Annotated in this window: 18 protein-coding genes and 1 pseudogene; 12 read left to right on the forward strand and 7 right to left on the reverse strand. The window is 63.5% G+C overall.

Going from position 1 to position 18,171, the window contains the following annotated elements:
• Position 1: 1 nt before the first annotated feature.
• On the reverse strand, positions 2-1,030 hold the full coding sequence (locus tag HWX31_RS02370; RefSeq protein ID WP_174962660.1) for a DUF1338 domain-containing protein: 1,029 nt from the start codon (positions 1,028-1,030) through the stop codon (positions 2-4).
• Between the two features lie 225 nt (positions 1,031-1,255).
• On the opposite strand from HWX31_RS02370, the gene HWX31_RS02375 reads away from it, so the two are divergent.
• Positions 1,256-2,209, forward strand: a complete 954-nt coding sequence (locus HWX31_RS02375; RefSeq protein WP_174962662.1) for a LysR family transcriptional regulator — start codon at positions 1,256-1,258, stop codon at positions 2,207-2,209.
• A 91-nt stretch (positions 2,210-2,300) separates the two neighbouring features.
• On the opposite strand, the gene HWX31_RS02380 is transcribed toward HWX31_RS02375, so the two are convergent.
• Together HWX31_RS02380 and HWX31_RS02385 are read right to left on the reverse strand one after the other, a co-directional pair.
• Positions 2,301-2,666, reverse strand: a complete 366-nt coding sequence (locus HWX31_RS02380) for a hypothetical protein (RefSeq protein ID WP_059614414.1) — start codon at positions 2,664-2,666, stop codon at positions 2,301-2,303.
• 149 nt (positions 2,667-2,815) lie between these two features.
• Positions 2,816-4,063, reverse strand: a complete 1,248-nt coding sequence (locus tag HWX31_RS02385; protein WP_244143621.1) for an ankyrin repeat domain-containing protein — start codon at positions 4,061-4,063, stop codon at positions 2,816-2,818.
• A 270-nt stretch (positions 4,064-4,333) separates the two neighbouring features.
• On the opposite strand from HWX31_RS02385, the gene HWX31_RS02390 reads away from it, so the two are divergent.
• The 7 genes from HWX31_RS02390 to HWX31_RS02420 all read left to right on the forward strand — a co-directional run bounded on the left by HWX31_RS02390 (position 4,334) and on the right by HWX31_RS02420 (position 10,684).
• The gene (locus HWX31_RS02390; protein WP_244143622.1) at positions 4,334-4,516 is read left to right on the forward strand and encodes a hypothetical protein; all 183 of its coding nucleotides are present in this window, start codon (positions 4,334-4,336) and stop codon (positions 4,514-4,516) included.
• A gap of 158 nt (positions 4,517-4,674) precedes the next feature.
• Positions 4,675-5,478 carry a Fic family protein gene (locus HWX31_RS02395; protein WP_059726488.1) on the forward strand — a complete coding sequence of 268 codons (804 nt, stop codon included), beginning with the start codon at positions 4,675-4,677 and terminating at the stop codon, positions 5,476-5,478.
• A 175-nt stretch (positions 5,479-5,653) separates the two neighbouring features.
• Positions 5,654-5,968 carry a hypothetical protein gene (locus HWX31_RS02400; RefSeq protein WP_059726490.1) on the forward strand — a complete coding sequence of 105 codons (315 nt, stop codon included), beginning with the start codon at positions 5,654-5,656 and terminating at the stop codon, positions 5,966-5,968.
• 162 nt (positions 5,969-6,130) lie between these two features.
• A complete protein-coding gene (locus HWX31_RS02405; RefSeq protein WP_174962666.1) occupies positions 6,131-7,384 on the forward strand; it encodes a hypothetical protein in 1,254 nt (417 codons plus the stop codon).
• Between the two features lie 385 nt (positions 7,385-7,769).
• Positions 7,770-8,045 carry a hypothetical protein gene (locus tag HWX31_RS02410; protein ID WP_157379358.1) on the forward strand — a complete coding sequence of 92 codons (276 nt, stop codon included), beginning with the start codon at positions 7,770-7,772 and terminating at the stop codon, positions 8,043-8,045.
• Positions 8,046-8,106: 61 nt separating this feature from the next.
• The gene (locus HWX31_RS02415; protein ID WP_059726495.1) at positions 8,107-8,757 is read left to right on the forward strand and encodes a GNAT family protein; all 651 of its coding nucleotides are present in this window, start codon (positions 8,107-8,109) and stop codon (positions 8,755-8,757) included.
• A gap of 298 nt (positions 8,758-9,055) precedes the next feature.
• Entirely contained in the window at positions 9,056-10,684 is a 1,629-nt protein-coding gene (locus tag HWX31_RS02420; protein WP_174962668.1) for an NADP-dependent glyceraldehyde-3-phosphate dehydrogenase, read from the forward strand.
• A gap of 202 nt (positions 10,685-10,886) precedes the next feature.
• Here HWX31_RS02420 and HWX31_RS35305 read toward each other — a convergent pair.
• Together HWX31_RS35305 and HWX31_RS02430 are read right to left on the reverse strand one after the other, a co-directional pair.
• A pseudogene (locus HWX31_RS35305) lies at positions 10,887-10,973 on the reverse strand (hypothetical protein); the annotation flags it as partial.
• 130 nt (positions 10,974-11,103) lie between these two features.
• Positions 11,104-11,472 (reverse strand): nuclear transport factor 2 family protein, encoded by a 369-nt coding sequence (locus tag HWX31_RS02430; RefSeq protein WP_174962670.1) that lies wholly within the window; start codon positions 11,470-11,472, stop codon positions 11,104-11,106.
• Positions 11,473-11,810: 338 nt separating this feature from the next.
• Between HWX31_RS02430 and cysS the strand changes: the two genes are divergently transcribed.
• Positions 11,811-13,214 (forward strand): cysteine--tRNA ligase, encoded by a 1,404-nt coding sequence (cysS, locus tag HWX31_RS02435; protein ID WP_174962672.1) that lies wholly within the window; start codon positions 11,811-11,813, stop codon positions 13,212-13,214.
• Positions 13,215-13,269: 55 nt separating this feature from the next.
• On the opposite strand, the gene HWX31_RS02440 is transcribed toward cysS, so the two are convergent.
• Positions 13,270-14,004 (reverse strand): SDR family oxidoreductase, encoded by a 735-nt coding sequence (locus tag HWX31_RS02440; protein ID WP_174962674.1) that lies wholly within the window; start codon positions 14,002-14,004, stop codon positions 13,270-13,272.
• Between the two features lie 103 nt (positions 14,005-14,107).
• On the opposite strand from HWX31_RS02440, the gene HWX31_RS02445 reads away from it, so the two are divergent.
• A complete protein-coding gene (locus HWX31_RS02445) occupies positions 14,108-15,019 on the forward strand; it encodes a LysR family transcriptional regulator (protein WP_059614390.1) in 912 nt (303 codons plus the stop codon).
• Between the two features lie 127 nt (positions 15,020-15,146).
• Complete coding sequence (locus HWX31_RS02450) at positions 15,147-16,121, forward strand: serine hydrolase domain-containing protein (RefSeq protein WP_059771725.1); 975 nt, start codon at positions 15,147-15,149, stop codon at positions 16,119-16,121.
• A 22-nt stretch (positions 16,122-16,143) separates the two neighbouring features.
• Here HWX31_RS02450 and HWX31_RS02455 read toward each other — a convergent pair whose 3' ends face one another.
• Complete coding sequence (locus HWX31_RS02455) at positions 16,144-16,977, reverse strand: NAD-dependent epimerase/dehydratase family protein (RefSeq protein ID WP_059651753.1); 834 nt, start codon at positions 16,975-16,977, stop codon at positions 16,144-16,146.
• Positions 16,978-17,159: 182 nt separating this feature from the next.
• Between HWX31_RS02455 and HWX31_RS02460 the strand changes: the two genes are divergently transcribed.
• The gene (locus HWX31_RS02460) at positions 17,160-18,152 is read left to right on the forward strand and encodes a LacI family DNA-binding transcriptional regulator (protein ID WP_244143624.1); all 993 of its coding nucleotides are present in this window, start codon (positions 17,160-17,162) and stop codon (positions 18,150-18,152) included.
• The last annotated feature ends 19 nt before the right edge of the window (positions 18,153-18,171 follow it).

Consider the following 18,171-nt stretch of genomic DNA (forward strand, 5'->3'; position numbering starts at 1 on the left):
ATTATTTCGCGGCGTTCGCGGTCATCTTGAAGATGCCCTGCGCGTTGCCGGCATCGAAGCGCAGGTCGGTCACCCAGCGGCGCTGCGCCTGGTCGAACGTGCGCTTGCGCGTGATGAATTCGTAGAACGAGCCGGGCACGCTGCGCTTGACCAGCGCGCCGTCGCGCGTCCTGAACTCGCGCTCGACGACGTCCGCGCGATACGCGGTCTGGAACACGCGGCCCGAGCGCGAACGCTCGACTTCCGGCTTCATCGGCCGGCCCTTCGCCTTCTCGTCGTCGGACAGCCGGAACACGTCGGCGACACGGTCGGTCGCATGGTTGAATGCGTTGCCTTCGGTCGCGATCCACGCCATTTCCGCCGATTCGAGCAGCAGCGTGTCGTAGTCGAGATCGCGCGGCACGTCATGCTGGCGCGCGAACGCGCCGACGATCTCCGGCAGCAGCGCGTGCGCGGCGTCGAGCGACAGCCAGCCTTCGCGCTCGATCTCCCACAGCAGCGCGACGGCGGCCGGGCTCAGCGGATCGCGCGACGAGCTCACGACGTTCGTCACCGCCTGCTGGAATTCCTTCGAGAAGCGCTCCGGATGCAGCTCGCTGACGAAGAACTGCGCGATCTCGTCGGGCGCATCCTCGTGCGCGTACGCGCGGCCCGTCATGCCGAGCTTGTCGAGCGGATAGCGGCCGTTCAGGCGGAAGCCGAGCGGACGCAGGATGCGCGTGAACGCGGCCTCGCCCGGCGGCAGCGCGCCGGTGTGCGGCCAGCGCACCGTGCGCAGCGCGCCGTGATCGAAATACACCGCGCCACCGTTGCCGATCGCGTCGGCCGTGTATGCGCGGCCGTTCGGCGAGCGTTCGAGCAGCCCCTCGAACAGCGCCATGTTCATCGCCTGCGCGATTTCCGCGCGCGTCACGACGCCGTCTTCCCATTCCTCGAGGATGGCCGGCATGTTCAGGGTCGCGAACAGGGCGTCGGTTTTCGCCTGTCCCAGCAGCTTCGTCAGCAAGCTCTCGATATTCGGATTGCGCATCTTGTTTCTCTTCGGGGGGACCGGCCGGCAACGGTGCCGGCGACTCGTCGGCCAGCCGCCCGATGGACGCCCGACCTTGCGTGGGATGCATTATTCAAATGGTTGCAGGCGGGCGTAAAGCGAGATTAAATTGACACGTAATGAGTTTTTGGAACAATCGGCGACATTTCCCCCGGCGTCCCGCCCGGTGCGATGCCGGCCCGTTCGTCAGACGAAACGACCCTCATGCGCAAATTCAAGATTCCGAACATGGGCGCGCTGGTGGCCTTCGAGGCCGCCGCGCGCCACGAGAGCTTCACGCACGCGGCGAAGGAGCTGTTCCTGACCGAAAGCGCGGTGTCGCGGCAGATCGCGACGCTCGAAGCGAGCCTCGGCGTGCGGCTGTTCGCGCGCGTGAAGCAGCGCGTGGTGCTGACCCGCGCGGGCAAGCTGTACGGCACCCAGGTGCGCCGCGCGCTCGAGACGCTCGACCGCGACACGCTGTCGATCATCGCGCACGGCAGCGGCGGCGGCTATCTGGAGCTTGCGGTGCTGCCGACGTTCGCGTCGCACTGGCTGATCCCGCGCATCAAGAACTTCTACGACCGCACGCCCGACGTGCGCGTGAACATGGGCAGCCGCACCGACCTGTTCTCGTTCGAGGACACCCACTTCGAGGCGGCGATCCATTACGGCAAGCCGACCTGGCCCGGCACGTCGGCCGATTACCTGTTCGGCGAGGAAGTCGTGCCGATCTGCTCGCCGGCGCTGCTCGACGGGCCGGTGACGCATGCGCAGGACCTGCTCGCGTATCCGCTGCTGCACTCGACGACGCGCCCCGGCGCGTGGGCGCAATGGTTCGAGACGCTCGGCGTCGAGGACACCCGCACGATGCACGGCGTGCGCTACGAGCTGCATACGATGCTGATCAGCGCCGCGCAGGCCGGGCTCGGCATCGCGCTCGTGCCGAAGTTCTTCGTCGAGGGGCAGTTGCAGCAGCTCGGCCTGGTCATGCCGATCGACGCGGCGACGGCCGAGGATTCCGCGTACTACCTCGTCTACCCGACGGAGTTCAGCCACAGCAAGCCGCTGGAGCTGTTCAGGGCGTGGCTGCTGGAGCAGGCGAGCGCGTATGCGGCACCGGGGCGCAATGGGGACGATGAGGGGAACGAATACGTGGACGACGAAGACGTCGAGTGAAGCATGGGGAAGGAGGGAGGCGCGGCCGGCCTGTCGCGGCCGCGTCAGCCGCGCGCGCGGAACGACGGGCCGAAACCCGCCGCTCCGTGTGTTATTTCAGCCGGCAGTTGCTCGCCGTCGCGATGCCCGACGCGACGTCCGCGCGGCAGTGCAGCGTGACCTGTTTGCCGACCAGGCGTTGCGCCTTCTGCTCGTTCGCCGTGTCGGCGAAGGTCGCGCGCACGGCCTGCTCGGCGTCCTCGCCCTCTCCGATCTCGGCAAACGTCGCGCCCGTGAAGCCCTGCTGGAAGCCGAGCAACGTGCCGGTCAGCGCAATCGGCTTGTCGAAGTACTTGTCGCCGCCCGCACCCGTGTAGGCCGCAATCATCTGCTCGGCCGACACCTTGATTTCGCCTTTGGCGGCGAATGCGCCCGATGCGATCGTCAGGGCAAGCGCGGCAAGTGCCATTCGTTTCATGGTCTGGTTTCTCCGTAGTTGAACACCACTGCAAAAAATCGGCGCGACAGCGCCGACGAAGGACGGCGGCCTTGCGCGCGCAGGCGGCATCGGTCCGCGACGCCGCAACCGGGCAACCCGTCGACAGCGCATCGCGCAAGGCCGCGCGATTACTGGCGCGGCGCCCGCTCGATCAGCGCAGCGGCCACCGCGTCGAACAGATCCGGCGCGGACTTCGCCTTGCGCGCGACAACCTCGCGCACGCTGCCTGCATAGTCGCTGCCGTCGACGTCGCCGCTCATTGCCGGCGCGTCGGGATTCGCGCCCGCTTCGAGCAGCGCCTTGACGCAATCGGGGTTGTGCGCCATTGCCGCGTAGAGCAACGGCGTCGGGACGCTCTTGACCGGGCCCGTGGGCCTCGGGGGTTCGACCGGCGTGCCGGGCTTGTGCAGGATCGCGATACGCTCGGCCGCCGTCGGGTCGGGCTGGCCAATGAGTTCATAGCCCCGCTCGCAGACGAAGGTCAGCGGCGACGCCCCGGAATTTGAATGCGCATAGGGGTCCGCGCCGCCGTCGACCAGCGTCTTCAGCATCGTGAGATCCGAAGCGACTCGACCGAACAGGATCGTGCGGCCGCTCCGGTCGGCGGCGCGCGGGTTGGCGCCGGCCTTCAGCAGCATCCGGACCAGCTCGAGCGAAGGCGTGTGGGCGCTCGCAGCCGTCTCGAGCGGCGTTTCGCCGTTCGGCGCGATCACGTTGACGTTCGCGCCGGCGTTGATCAGCAGCCGCACCGTTTCGATCTGCTCCGGCTTGGCCTCGCCAAGCGACAAATTGCTGATCGTGTACGTCAGCAGCGTCGGGCCGTCCGGCGACATCGGCATGTTGATCGCGACCCCAGACGCGAGGAACAACCCCACCACGTCAGGCACCCTGCTGACGACGGCGAGGCCCATCGGCGTCAGTTCCTCATCCGGCATCGCGTACGGCTGCGTGGCCGTCTTGTTGTACGGGCGGGCACCCCGCTTCAGCAGCGCCTTGACGCGCGCCATGTTCTGCGGCGTCTTCTTCACCGCGTAATCGCCCATCGCGGCCATCAGGTCCCATTCCTTGCCTTCCAGCGCGTGACTCGCGCCGGAAAACGCCAATCCGGCGCACAGACACGCCAGCCCCCGTGCCAGCACAGTGGCAACTCTTTTATTTCTTTCGATCATCCAGGTTCTCAGGTTCTTTTTTGTTCGCAGCGCACGCGCTGGGCCGCCATTATCAGTGCAATTCGGGAAGCGGGAAGCGTTTTGTTCGGGACGCGTTGCATCGAATGCCCGGCGCACCAGGGCGAAAACGATGCAGGCATTGAATGACACAGGCGAGAAGGCGCGTGTCCGGCGCGCGCCGGACCGGGCAACCCCGATCCGGCGCACCGGCCAGCCGACCTCGTATCGGCATCGCGGCAGATCCGGTTTTTTTCACGACGCGTGTGCTCTCAGGTTCGCTGTATTTGTTCGACGTTGCCGCGCGTGGCCATTATCCGCCTGATCCGGCGAAAGTGAAACGTTTGCGCGATCACTGAACCGGTTCGAGCCGGCCATTCGGTAACATGCTTTCTTTTTCATTACAACGCCGGTAGGCGTCGCTTTAAATCTTGTGTACTGCGTGTCACCGACGAGACGAGCCGATATCCTGAGCGCGGCGTGCTCGTGCTGCTGCTCGGATTTACATGCGGCATGCGCGTGTCGGAGATCGCCCAGATCGAGGAAGATCTCGCAGCACTCCCCCAGCAGGAACTGTTGCGCGTGGCGATGAATCGGCCGGGAATGACGCGGGCGGAGTTCGCAGCGCGGCTGAGTATCGCCGTTCGCGCGCTGGACAAATGACTTCTGCCGGATGACTTTCCATGACGCACGCACAATGCCCGATATGGGCCGATCGTATGTGCTTGATATCCTGCAATGACAGCAAAAGCGAAAGCCCTCTTGACCATCCCCATTAGGGATATATCCTGTTCCTCAATTGAGCTCTCTCTGAGACGCAAATGCCGAATCAAACCGCCGCGCTGCTGAACACGATCGACGCCGACAAGGCGACGCTCGACGCTGCGCGCCCGCTGCCGCAGCACACGGTTGCCTCGCTGCGCGAAAAGCTGCTGCTGGAATGGACGTATCACTCGAACGCGATCGACGGCAACACGCTGACGCTGCGCGAGACGAAGGTGGTGCTGGAAGGCATCACGGTCGGCGGAAAGTCCCTCCGTGAACACTTCGAGGCGACGAACCATCGCGACGCGATTGTCTATGTCGAGGACATCGTGTCGAAGGCGGAAGCACTGTCGGAATGGCAGATCCGCAACATCCACAGTCTCGTGCTGAAAGGCATCGACGTTGAAGAGGCAGGCCGGTATCGCCGTGAGAACGTCGTGATCGCGGGCGCGAGCACGACGCCGCCTGACTTCATGCATCTGCCCGTCGATATGGCCGTGCTGATCGACTGGTACGAGAAGGCCGGAGCCATGCATCCGGTCCAGCGTGCGGCGGAACTGCACACGCGATTCGTGAAGATCCACCCGTTCGTCGATGGCAAGGGGCAGACCGGACGGCTACTGCTCAACTTCGTGTTGATGAAGGCGGGCTATCCGCCCGCGATCATCCGCAAAGAGGAGCGGCTTGCCTACTACGACTCGCTCGACAAAGCCTGCGTCAGCGGTAACTACGGCGACATCACGCGCCTGGTCGCCGAATCGGTGCAGCGTTCGCTCGACACGTATCTCGACGTGCTCGGGCTGCGGCATGGACCCGCACCGGATACGGCTCCGCCGTCGTCGGGTTTTCGGAGTGACTGAGGAAAGCAAGAGGAACCGCGGAACCATCACGATTCGCTACCCGCATTGCGGCCGCCCGGCGCTGTCTAGCGCAAGCAAGGGGATGTGGTACGGTCATTGCGAGAACGGAACGGTAGGATAGGAAAAATCGTGGCAACACTGCGTGAATGCCTTCGCGAGCTACCTACGGACCGCGATGACGCACGAGGACGACGAAAACGGGGCAATTTCCCTTATGTACAAGAGACGCTTAGTTCAATGGTTCGTGGCCTGGACGGATAGCTGGAACCGCGAGATTCATGAGGCCATCGAAGCCAAGGTACACGCCGAATTTCGCGCGCAATTTCCGAAGGGGCTGCGGAGCGAGGAAGACACCGAACCCATGATCGAGAGAATGCGGAGCTTCTACTATGCTCGCATGACGAACACGGCAACGTTGTTGGTCGCCGTGTCGTCCGTGCTTGTCTCGTTCTGCGCGCTCGCTGTATCGATCGTAGCTCTGAAGCACTAGTGAGTCGGAAAACTTGCAGCGTGCCGGGACCGTGTTGAACGAGTGCAGGCGCGCCGCTAGTGAACCTAACGGCGACTTCGACGCAAACGAGATCGGCTGGAAAGCAGTGGCCTGACTAAATTCCCCGCTACAGCGGGCCAAAGAAAAGAAGAGGAAATCAAAATGTCATTCGGCTTGGTGCGTGGAAGTACAGATTTGCTTTTCTGCACGAGCAATTGGTTCAGCGTCGAGCAACATCAGGGAATTGCCATTGATCAAGAGATTGACGCTTACCACCCGGACAAGCTTCTCAACACGTCGGACGACGCACTTATCGACTACTTTCAAAAAAAATACGGCATGGACGTACCGAAAATAGATCGGGACGCGATATCCGTTGACCAGCGCGAAACCCGAATTGACGTGAGTCACGATCCCTTCCGCTACATTTCTGACCGGAGCCGGCCTTTCCATGTGTCGGGCACTCTCATTGAGGTCGAGATCCCGTTCTCAGGAGACGAGCAGTTCTTTTACGTTCAGCCCACGACGTTTTCTCTGAACCCACCGCGCGGGACGATTAGGGGAAGCAGCCTGTTCATTCAGATCCAGGGAACGAGCTTGGAGCCTGGGCACGTGAAGCAACAAATCGAGAGCACTCTTGCCGATATCGAGACGAACCTAAATAATCTTCGTTCCACTGCCGAACAATTTAACCGCAAGATATGTTCCCAAGCGCAAGGCAAGATTACCGTCAGAAAGCAGAAGCTCTTGAAAGACCGAAACCTAGTGGCCGATCTAGGGTTCCCAATGAAGCAACGAGAAGGTGCAGCGGGCACCTATGCCAGCCCCGCGGTGCGCAAAAAAATCACGCCGGCCCAGCCGCCCGCGAGTATGGCTGGCTTTACCCCAGAGCCGGCGCTGCCCGACGATCATTACAACAACATCCTCGATATCATGACGAACATGGTTCGCGTGATGGAATGCAGTCCGGCCGCCTTTGCGCATAGCGATGAAGAGGCCATCAGAACTCATTTTCTCGTGCAACTGAACGGCCATTACCAGGGTCAGGCGAGTGGCGAAACTTTCAATTACGAGGGAAAAACGGACATCCTAATCAAAGATCGCGGTCGCAGTTTATTCATCGCAGAGTGTAAATTCTGGCGGGGCGAGAAAGCCTATCTTGAGACAATTGACCAGCTCTTAGGATATTTGACGTGGCGTGACACTAAATCTGCAATCGTTATCTTCAACCGCAACAAAAATTTTACCGATGTACTGGCAAAGGTTAGTGAGAGCACGGAGAGCCATCCCAAGTTCCGAAGATTTGTGCAACGGCGTTCGGAGACGAGTTGGACATTTCGTTTCGATCATCGCGACGATCCAAGTCGGGAGATGACAGTAACCGTGATGGTGTTCGATGTGCCTCACGCCGCATAACGGCTCGGAAAACGCTCGATGGCAAGCTACGTCATCTACGTCCTTCGCCCGAAAGGAGACAATTATTATGTTGGCCTCACATTGGGATTGCCTGCGAATCGGATCGACCAGCGCGGAGGTAAGCATGGGGCCGCATAGACGAGAATGCATCCTCCGGTTGCTCTTGTCGAAACAATCGATTGCCGGACCACCAACGAAGAGCGGGCGATCGGGAAGGAAAACGTCGTGACTTTGCAGTACTTACAATGTTATGGCTGGCAGCGCCTTCGCAGTGGCTTTTTCACAAAGTGTGACGAAGAAGAAACACGAAAGAACCTGCGAGCGCATGGTTTCTTTGAGGCGACGGGTCGTCGTGAATAGGAAAACTCTCGGAGGGCAAATCCACGTGGCAATCGACAAGTTGAACGACTATCAAATGGTAAATACGGCCGCTGCGGCAATGGCACCCTACCGCTGCGTCGCGGAGTTTGGCGACTATCGCGCCAGATTCGGATTCGCCGTGTATTACGGCGAGGGCGAGGACGAACGGCAAGTGTTTGAATACCGTCGCAGGGAAGTCGATCGTGCGGCAGCGCTCATCGCCGCGTTGAACGATGCCCGCAATCGCATGTCCGCCATCGGCATTGACTTCCCGCATTGGGACAATACGATCAGGGACTAACATCGGGAAACCCTTGGCACCGGAAACACTGCGCCGGAGAACCTTGGAAAGATAGATAAAAATGACCACCTTGGCAGATATCGTTCCGCTGCTTCAGTTGCGCGAGCGCTTTGGGGACAGCGTGACCGTCAAGACGTTCGACAAGACTGAGCTTTCGAAGATTCTCAAGGACAAGCCTCTCGGCATGCATGCGCTGAGTGGCAACATCTGGAATCGCATCGTCACCAGACATTGGAAGAACGTGGATCCCATGCAGTTGCGCGGTCACTTTCAGCGCCACGACCCGAAGCTGCATGTCGCCATAAGCAGGGTTATCGGTGAGGACGCTATCCGAGACATCCTGATGGTGAAGGCATGGAGAGAGATTCCACGCAAGGCGAACCTCCTCATGGAACTACTGATAGCCGACGTCTATCGCGACGAGCTGCACCTCGGAGATGTGACGTTTTGTGACCCTGATAGACCAATCGCGCCTGCGGACCGTGCTTACGGGCACCAATCGCACAGGGGATTGGGCCTATTTGGCGTGTTGGTGAGCAACATGGAGACTTACGCTCGTGAACGTGGGTACAAGCATCTAACATTGACTGCTGCACACGCAGACCTGGTTCCTCTTTTTCAAAAGCACGGCTTCGAAGTCGAAGACAACCACGTCGCGCGCAGTGGTCTTGAAGCGGGAATTTCGATCCCGATGGAGAGTGCAGTCACCTGAGTGGAACAAGGACAGGAGCACGAGACGGGCGCCGGTCACGAAGGGACCAACAATCGATCGGAAATCGGCTAAGTTCCGGCGGCGCAGCATCTATCAACCGCAAAATACGGATACCCAAAATCTTGCATTTTCCCCGGCGTTCCCGTTAAATGGAACTGGTTCCAATCCACGTTTCGGCCATGCCGCGACGTGACGCCTCGTCGTCCGCACGTCATCATGGCGATTCAGGATCGAGGAGCACCATCAGGATTCCGCATCGCCCGTCCATCACGGGCCCCCTCAGTCAAGCGAGACCGTCATGCCCGATTCCGCCGCCCTGCAGCAGTTGTTCCCCGCTTACGAAGACATCCCCGCCGAATTCCGGCTGAAATCGCCGATCCACCAGCACGTATCGCTCGTCGACGGCGAGCTGAAACCGTGGGACGGCGCGACCAAGACCGTGCTGTCGCCCGTATGCGTTCGGCAGCCGGACGGCAGCGTCGAGCAGCTCGAGATCGGCAGCTACCCGGTGATGGGCGAGCCGGAAAGCGACGCGGCGCTCGACGCCGCGGTGCGCGCGTACGACGCCGGCCGCGGCGAATGGCCGACGATGAAGGTCGAGCAGCGCATCGCGTGCATGCAGGACTTCATCAAGCGGATGGTCGCGCAGCGCGAGCTGGTCGTGAACCTGATCATGTGGGAAATCGGCAAGAGCCTCGCCGATTCGCAGAAGGAGTTCGACCGCACCGTCACCTACATGCTGCAGACGATCGACGCGCTGAAGGAGCTCGACAACGCGAACTCGCGCTTCGTGATCGCCGAAGGCACGATCGGCCAGATCCGCCGCACGCCGCTCGGCGTCGTGCTGTGCATGGGGCCGTACAACTATCCGCTGAACGAAACGTTCGCGACGCTGATCCCCGCGCTGCTGATGGGCAACACCGTCGTGTTCAAGCCGCCCCAGTACGGCACGCTGCTGTTCGAACCGCTGCTCGAAGCGTTCCGCGACGCGTTCCCGAAGGGCGTGATCAACACGATCTATGCGCCGGGCGCGGTGGTCGTGCCGCACATGCTCGCGTCGGGCAAGATCAACGTGCTCGCGCTGATCGGGTCGAGCAAGGTCGCCGATCACCTGAAGAAGCAGCACCCGAAGTCGCACCGGCTGCGCGCGATTCTCGGGCTCGACGCGAAGAACGCGGCGATCGTGCTGCCCGATGCGGACCTCGACCTGACTGTCAAGGAATGCCTGCTCGGCGCGCTGTCGTTCAACGGGCAGCGTTGCACCGCGCTGAAGATGCTGCTCGTGCATCGCTCGATCGTCGACGAATTCCTGAAGCGCTTCAGCGCGGCGCTCGAGCAGATGAAAATCGGCATGCCGTGGGAGAAAGGCGTCGGCATCACGCCGCTGCCGGGCATGCACCGCACCGCGTACATGACCGACGCGATCGACGACGCGAAGGCGAAAGGCGCACAGGTCGTCAACGAATCAGGCGGCGTGTTCAGCAAGACGCTGTTCTATCCGGCCGTCGTATATCCGGTGTCGGAAGGGATGAAGCTGTATCGCGAGGAACAGTTCGGGCCGATCATCCCGGTCGCGCCGTTCGACGACGTCGAGACCGCGCTCGACTACGTGACGACGTCGGACCACGGGCAGCAGGTCAGCATCTTCGGCACGGACCCGGCGCAGATCGGCGCGCTCGTCGATCCGCTCGTGAACCAGGTGTGCCGCGTGAACATCAACTGCCAGTGCCAGCGCGGCCCGGACGTGTTCCCGTTCGCCGGGCGCAAGGATTCGGCGGAAGGCACGCTGTCGGTGACCGATGCGCTGCGCGCGTTCTCGATCCGCTCGATGGTCGCCGCGAAGCAGACCGACAGCAGCAAGCAACTGCTCGATGCGATCGTGTCGGATCACCATTCGAAGTTCGTGAACACCGGGTTCATTTTCTGAAGCGCGGGCGGGCGGCGTGGCACGTTGCGCGCCGCCCGGTTTCGATCGGCTTTCGCATCGAACGCGATGACGCAATCGCCGATCCGGCCGTTTGCGCTCACGCGTGTTCCGCGACGACCTCGTTCAGCCACGGCCGCAACCCGCCGAGCGTAAATCCGCCGTCGACCAGGATGCTCTGCCCCGTCACGAACCGCGCATCGTCGGAGAGCAGCCACGCGACGGCGTCGGCGACGTCCTCGGGCCGGCTGATTCCGTTGTTCGGCGAGTACGAGATGCCAAGCCGCCCGATGCACGTCGTCTATCTGCCGGACAATCGATCGCCGAAGCTGCGCAGTTTCGTCGAGTTCGCATTGCAGCGGTTTGGTGGATAGACAGCGCGATCGTCGAACGGACCTCGATCCGGCCGGAAGCCGCTTGCGTTACACGATCCTGGCGGCGTGCCCGGCCACGACACGCCAGACGGCGCCGGACTGCCGCCATAGCCGGGTATAGGCGAACTCACCGTCGAACGGGGTCGCGTCGAAGCGGCCCGCCAGCGTGGCCTTCGTGGTGACCAGGATCATTTCTCCAATACGGTGAACGACGGTCCCGTGCAAATCCAGCCGCTCCAGACGCAGCAGCCTGTCGCGGTGAACGGACAGATCGTCGCGTTTCGAAAGCACCTGCCCGTCCGGGCCGATGAAAACGAGGTCGTCATCCAGCAGATTCGCGAGCGCTTCTACGTCGTTGGCGAGCATCGCCGTCCGGAGCGCCGCTTCATATTTCTCGATGATCGTCGTGTCGTCCATATCGAAGCCTCGCATCGCCATACACGTCGTTGATCCTGCCGGCAGTCATCGCATCGCGCGTTTTTTACCGCAGACTCGAACCGCAAGTCAATCGAACGGCCTGATCCACGACAACGTACCGCTATTGACCAGCCCATCCGCGAAACGCTACGATGCCCGTCATGCCCAGTCACGCTCACCCCCTCCTTTCTCCGGTGCGCGCATGTTGTCGAAACATGCCGGGGGGAACCTGCGTCTAGCGTATCGCTATACGTCACTGCATCACATCCTTCTGGCCGCCCGTTGCAAAACCGGCGGCCTTTTCGTTTTCGCGCGCTGCCTTCGAGCCGGAGCACACGATGCCACTTGCGTTGTACGACACCTGGTCACGCACCCTGCGTCCGTTCACTGCGATACGCGACGATCATGTCGGCCTGTATTGCTGCGGCCCCACCGTCTATGACCACGCGCATATCGGCAACCTGCGAACCTACGTGTTCGAGGACATCCTGCGTCGCGCGCTGACCCGCACCGGATATGAAGTTCGGCATGTCGTGAACATCACCGACGTAGGCCACCTGACGTCGGATGCCGATGAAGGCGAAGACAAGATGGAAAAGGGCAGCCGGCGAACCGGCCAATCCGCGTGGGAGATCGCCGCGCACTACACCGACGCCTTCAAGGCGGACTGGCGCGCGCTCAACCTGCTGGAGCCGTCGATCTGGTGCCGCGCGACGGATCACATCGCGGAGCAGATCGCCTTTATTGAGGAAATCGAACGAGCCGGCTACGTGTATCGCACCGACGACGGCCTCTATTTCGACACCAGCAAGCAGGATAACTACGGCTTTCTCGCGCGGCTCGATCGCGCCGGCCTGCAGGCCGGCAAGCGGGTTGCAGTCGGCGCGAAGCGGAACGCGACGGACTTTGCGTTGTGGAAATTCAGTCCGGCCGAGGTCAGGCGCCAGATGGAATGGGACAGCCCGTGGGGACGGGGATTTCCGGGCTGGCATATCGAGTGCTCGGCGATGTCGGCGAAGTATCTGGGCGTCTGGTTCGATATCCACTGCGGCGGCGAAGACCATGTCGCCGTGCATCACAGCAACGAGATTGCGCAAACCGAAGCGGCCCACGGCACGCGACTCGCGAACTTCTGGATGCACGGGCACTTCCTGACGCTGGACGCGACGAAGATGTCGAAGTCGAGCGGCGATTTCGTTCGCCTGCAAACCTTGCGCGACCGGAACGTCGATCCGCTCGCGTACCGCTACCTGTGCCTGACCGCCCATTACCGGAGCAAGCTGAATTTCAACTGGGCGTCGCTTGATGCTTCGCAGACGGCGTTGAATCGCCTCAGGCAACTCTATTCCGGCTGGCCCGACGGCGGCAGCGCCGATGCGGCGTTCGTCGCGCGATTCGATGCCGAGGTCGATCAGGATCTGAACATGCCGCGCGCGCTGGCGGTCCTGTGGGAGCTCGTCAAAAGCAACCTGCCGCCCGCCACCTTGAAGGCGACCGTGGACAACTTCGACGCCGTGCTGGGGCTCAAGCTGCGCGATTGGCGGCCATCGGCATCCGACGTTCCGGAAGCGGTTCGCGCGTTGCTTGGCGAACGCGAGCGGGCCCGGGCAGAAAAGAACTGGGCAAGCGCCGACGAAATCCGCGAGATGCTGAAGGCGCGAGGCTGGCAGGTCGAAGACGGAAAGGATGGACAACGCGTGACCGGACTCGCCGCGAACGTCACGCATACCGGGCCGGAATGAGCCGGCCCGGGCGTCGAGTCAACGACGGTCGACGACGGCCGGCCGCCTCGCGGCGTCACGCAAAGCGCCCGCCGCCGTCGACATGCAGGATTTCGGCGTTCACGTAACCATTGCCCAACAGGAACGCAATCGCTTCGCCGACTTCGTCCGGACGTCCGACGCGGCCAACCGGCAGCGTGGCCGCCGCCTGGGCAAGGATCGCGTCGCGGCTCTCCGGGCCGAACGCATCGAACAGCGGCGTATCCACGAACCCCGGCGAGACGACGTTGACCCGGATCGGCTTGAGTTCGAGCGCGAGCGAGCGCGCGAGCGCCTCGACGCCGCTCACCGCGGCGGCGATGACCGCCGTGCCGTCCCCCGACGGACGATCGGAAAGCTGCCCGCTCGTCAGGACGATCGACGCCGTCGGCGGCATCAGCGGCAATGCGGCCCGGATCGCATGCACCGGCCCCGCGATGCGCTCGTGAACCGCAGCCAGCAGCCGCTCCGGATCGGAGTCGGCCAGCTTGCCGACGATGAAGCTGCCCGCGGTAATCACCAGATGGTCGACGCGGGTCATCTCGGCGAACACCGCGGCGACCGCCCGCTTGTCGGCGATGTCGGCCAACGCCGTGCGCGCGCCGCCGATCGTTCGCGCGGCGGCTTCGAGTTTCGCGGGAGTCCGGCCGACGAGCGTGAGGTCGGCGCCGCGCGCCTTGGCCGCCGCCGCTGCCGCAAGGCCGATTCCCGAGCTTCCGCCGAACGCGACGACGTGCGCGCCGCCGAGCGACGATTGCGTGGCTGATTGCATGGTGTTCCCGTCGAAAGAAGTGAAGGTGAGGCAACGTTACGTCATGCCAATCCTGGATGGAATGCGCGAAAATCGCATACGGCCTATTCCACAGGGGAATGACTTGGATTCGCTTCAATCGATGTGGCTGTACACGCGCGCCGTCGAGCTGGGCAGCTTCTCGGCGGTTGCCCGCGAAGAAAAAATCGGTCAGCCGACGATGAGCAAGGTCGTCTCCGCGATGGAGAAGCAGCTCGGCGTCCGGCTGCTGCAACGGACCACCACGAGCCTGACGCCGACCGACGAAGGCCGGCGCTTTTACGAGCGCTGCAAGCAGATGCTCGAAACCTATGCCGACGCCGTCGCCGACGTGCGCGGCCAGGCGCAGCGGCCGGTCGGCAAGCTGACGGTCAGCGCGCCGATGGGGCTCGGCGAATTGCGGCTCAACGCGCTCGTGCTCGAATTCCTCGCGCAATATCCGGAGATCGAGGTCGAGCTGAACCTGACCGACCGCATCATCGATCTCGTCGAGGAAAGCATCGACGTCGCGATCCGCATCGGCAACGCCCTTCCCCCGGATGCCGTCGCCCGCAATGTCGCGTGGTCGCCGCGCGTGCTGGTCGCGACGCCCGACTACCTGCAGCGCGCACCGCGAATCCGCCGGCCGGAAGACTTGCTCAGGCATCCGTTCGTCGGCTATGCGCGCGCCGCCGTCGGCGCACGGCTCGAACTCAGCAAGGGCGCCGAGACCATCGTCGTCCCGACCAACGGGCGCTACCGCGTCAACAACTCGGTCGCGCTGCGCGAATGCTATCTCGCCGGCATCGGCCTGGGCAGTGCGCCCGCATGGGTCGTGCAGGACCTGATCGATGCGGGGCAGTTGGTCAGGGTGCTTCCCAAGTGGGCAATCCCGCCGCATTCGGTGCACCTGATCACGCCGTCGCGCCGCTACCCGCCGCTGAGGGCGCGCGTGTTCCTGCAGTTCATGGCCGAGCGCATTCCGACGCTGCCGGGTTTTCATGCGTCGGGGGTTTGAAGCAAGCGGCCGCCCCGTCGACCGCCCGCGGCTGTGAGACGATACGGCCTCTCGAACGTCATCCTTGCGGAGAATCTGCTTGAAACAAGAAAAAGTGATTGCAGCGTTAGGTCGGGCCAGCGCGCCCATGGCGATTTTCGTGACCGGCGACGGAACCCCGGTGCCGTGGGGAACGGCACACGGCATGGCCGATGCATCCGCCAACCGGCCGTTGGGCATCGACACGCCGCTGCGGGTCGCGAGCAATACGAAGATGTTCACGGCAGCCGCCGTGCTGAGACTTTGGGAGCAAGGCAGGATCGACCTCGATGCGTCGATCGCGTCCGTCGCGACGCCGAGCCTCGTTGCCGTACTGCAGGCAGGCGGCTATCGCACCGAATCGATGACCGTACGCCAGTTGATGAATCACAGTGCGGGACTGTACGACCACGGCGACGCCCCGAGCTTCATGCAGACGGTGCTCACCGATCCGTCGCACCACTGGACCCGCGACGAACAGGTCCGCCTGTCGGCCCGGTATGCCGGCCCGCAAAGCGAACCCGGCGCACGGTTCCAGTACTCCGATACCGGATACGTGTTGCTGGGCGACATCGTCGAGCGCGCGACCGGCGAAACGCTTGCCGCGGTGGTGCGCAACGCATTGCGCTTCGACGCGCGGGGCTTGCGTTCGACATGGTGGGAGCTGATCGAGCAACCGCCGTCGCATGTCGAGCCACGGGCGCGCCAGTTCTACGGCGATATCGAAATGACGGACGTCAACGCGACGATGGACCTCTACGGCGGCGGCGGGCTGGTGATGTCGGCGCGCGACCTCGCGTCGCTGGCAGCCGATCTGTTCGAAGGCAGGGTGTACGACAACCCGCAGACGCTGGCCGAAATGCTCGAGGCGGATGCACACGAGGGCGCCGACGCATACCGGCTCGGGGTGTTCGTCAGCGAGATCGGCGGCACCGTGTGCTACTCGCATGCGGGCTTCTGGGGCACCGTCGTCTACTACGTGCCTCGGCACCGCATCGCCGTATCGGGTGTCACCACGGCGCGTGGCGCGCGGCCCGAACTCGAGTCGATCATCGAAACCGCGATCGGCGAGTTGGGCCGCTAAGCCGTTCCGTTCTCCGAAGCATCTATTCGCGCCGCGCCATCGGCTCCCCGACGACGAATCCGCCGCCCTGGAAACGCTGCGCCGGATCGTCGAAATCGGTGCTCGGCGCGGTGAGCGCGAAGCGCCCGGCGAACTGCTCGGAGCTGTCGCGCGGACGGAAGCCGAGGAAGCCCGCCTTGGTGTTGTCCCACCACTTGACCGGATTGTCCGACACGCCGTACACGACCACGTGCCCGACGCGATTCGTCAGCAGCGAACAGCGCACGAGCTCGATGAAGTCGCGATAGCTGAGATAGGTGACGAGCATGCGCGGATTCTTCGGCGCTTCGAACGACGAGCCGATCCGCAGGCACACCGTCTCGATGCCGAAGCGGTCGAAGTAGTAGCGCGACAGCGCCTCGCCGAAGCACTTCGTCACGCCGTACAGGCTGTCCGGACGCTGCGGCGCATCGGCGTCGAGCACTTCCGTCACCGGATGAAACCCGATCGCATGATTCGAGCTCGCGAACACGATCCGCTTCACCCCGTGCTTGCGCGCCGCTTCGTACAGGTTGTACGTGCCGCGGATGTTCGCTTCGAGCAGGTCGTCGAACGGCGCGTCGACAGAAATGCCGCCGAGATGCACGATCGCGTCGACGCCGTCGACGAGCGCCGTGACCGCCTGCCGGTCCGCGAGGTCCGCGACCCGGACTTCCTCGTGCGCGGCCGCGTCGCCCAGCGGCGCGACGTCGCTCACGCGCACGACGTCGGCCCAGCCGGCGAGCGCACCGCGCAACTGGCAACCGAGATTGCCCGCTGCGCCCGTCAGCAGCAGGCGCCGGAACGGCTTGCCCGCTTCGGTGGTTGAGGCGTTCATCGAATCTCCTTGGAACTGACTTGACTGGAAAACGTTTTCCAACTATAGGTTTGATGCGGGCACGGCGTCAATGACCATAGCCGTTGCCCTGCTTGCGCTTTGCGCGGACAACTCGCACCAGGCCGCGCGCCGGCTTTTTCTGCCACAATCCGGTGCCCAGCGAAGAAAACGTTACCCTCCGCATGAAAAAAGTTTCCCCGACGATTCGCGACGTCGCCGCCGAAGCGGGCGTATCGGTCGCGACGGTGTCGAAGTACGTGAACGGCGCGCAGCGGTTCTCGCCCGCGGTCGAGGCGCGGCTCAAGGCCGCGATCGACAAGCTCGGCTATCGCTCGAACCCGCTCGCCCGCTCGATGATCACGGGGCGCACGCGCACCATCGGCCTCGTCATCCTCGACATCAGCAATCCGCACTTCACGAACGTCGTGAAAGGCGCGAACCGGGTCGCGCTCCAGCACGACTACACGCTGCTGCTCGTCGATACCGACGAGAACCAGGCCCGCGAGCGCGCGCTGATCGAGGCGCTCGCGCCGCGCGTCGACGGGCTGATCGTCAGTTCGCGCCTGCCCGACGAGGGCCTGCGCTGGATGCTCGACCTCCACAAGCCCCTCGTGCTGCTGCGGCGCAGCCCGGACCTGTCGATTCCCGGCGTCGGCATCGACAGCCGGCTGTCGACCTACATGCTCGCGCGCCATCTGCTGAATCTCGGCCACCGGCACATCGCGTACCTCGGCTTCGGGCAGGCGCGCATCAACGACGAGCGCATCCAGGGCGCGCGCGACTGCCTCGCGGAAGCCGGGCTCACGCTCGACGTGCACGACGCGCACGCGCCGACCGCCGAGGCCGGCGAGCGCGCGTGCTCGCGCGTGATGCTCGGGCCGCAGCGCCCGCAGGCCGTGATCTGCTACAACGACCTGATCGCGCTCGGCTTCATGAAGGAAGCTGCGTCGCTCGGCTTCAGGCTGCCGCAGGACGTGTCGGTCACAGGCATCGACAACGTGCCTTACGGCGAATACGCATCGCCCGCGCTGACCACCGTCGACATCCAGAGCGAGAAGATGGGCGAGCTCGCGATGCAGAAGCTGATCGACGCGCTCGCGGGCCACGCGGACGCCGGCTACTCGACGTTCGAGCCGCGGCTGATCGTCAGGGGCTCGACGGCCGCGTGCCGCTGAACGCGGCTGCGCGCGGCCG

The sequence above is a fragment of the Burkholderia ubonensis genome (assembly GCF_902833085.1).
GTDB lineage: Bacteria > Pseudomonadota > Gammaproteobacteria > Burkholderiales > Burkholderiaceae > Burkholderia > Burkholderia ubonensis.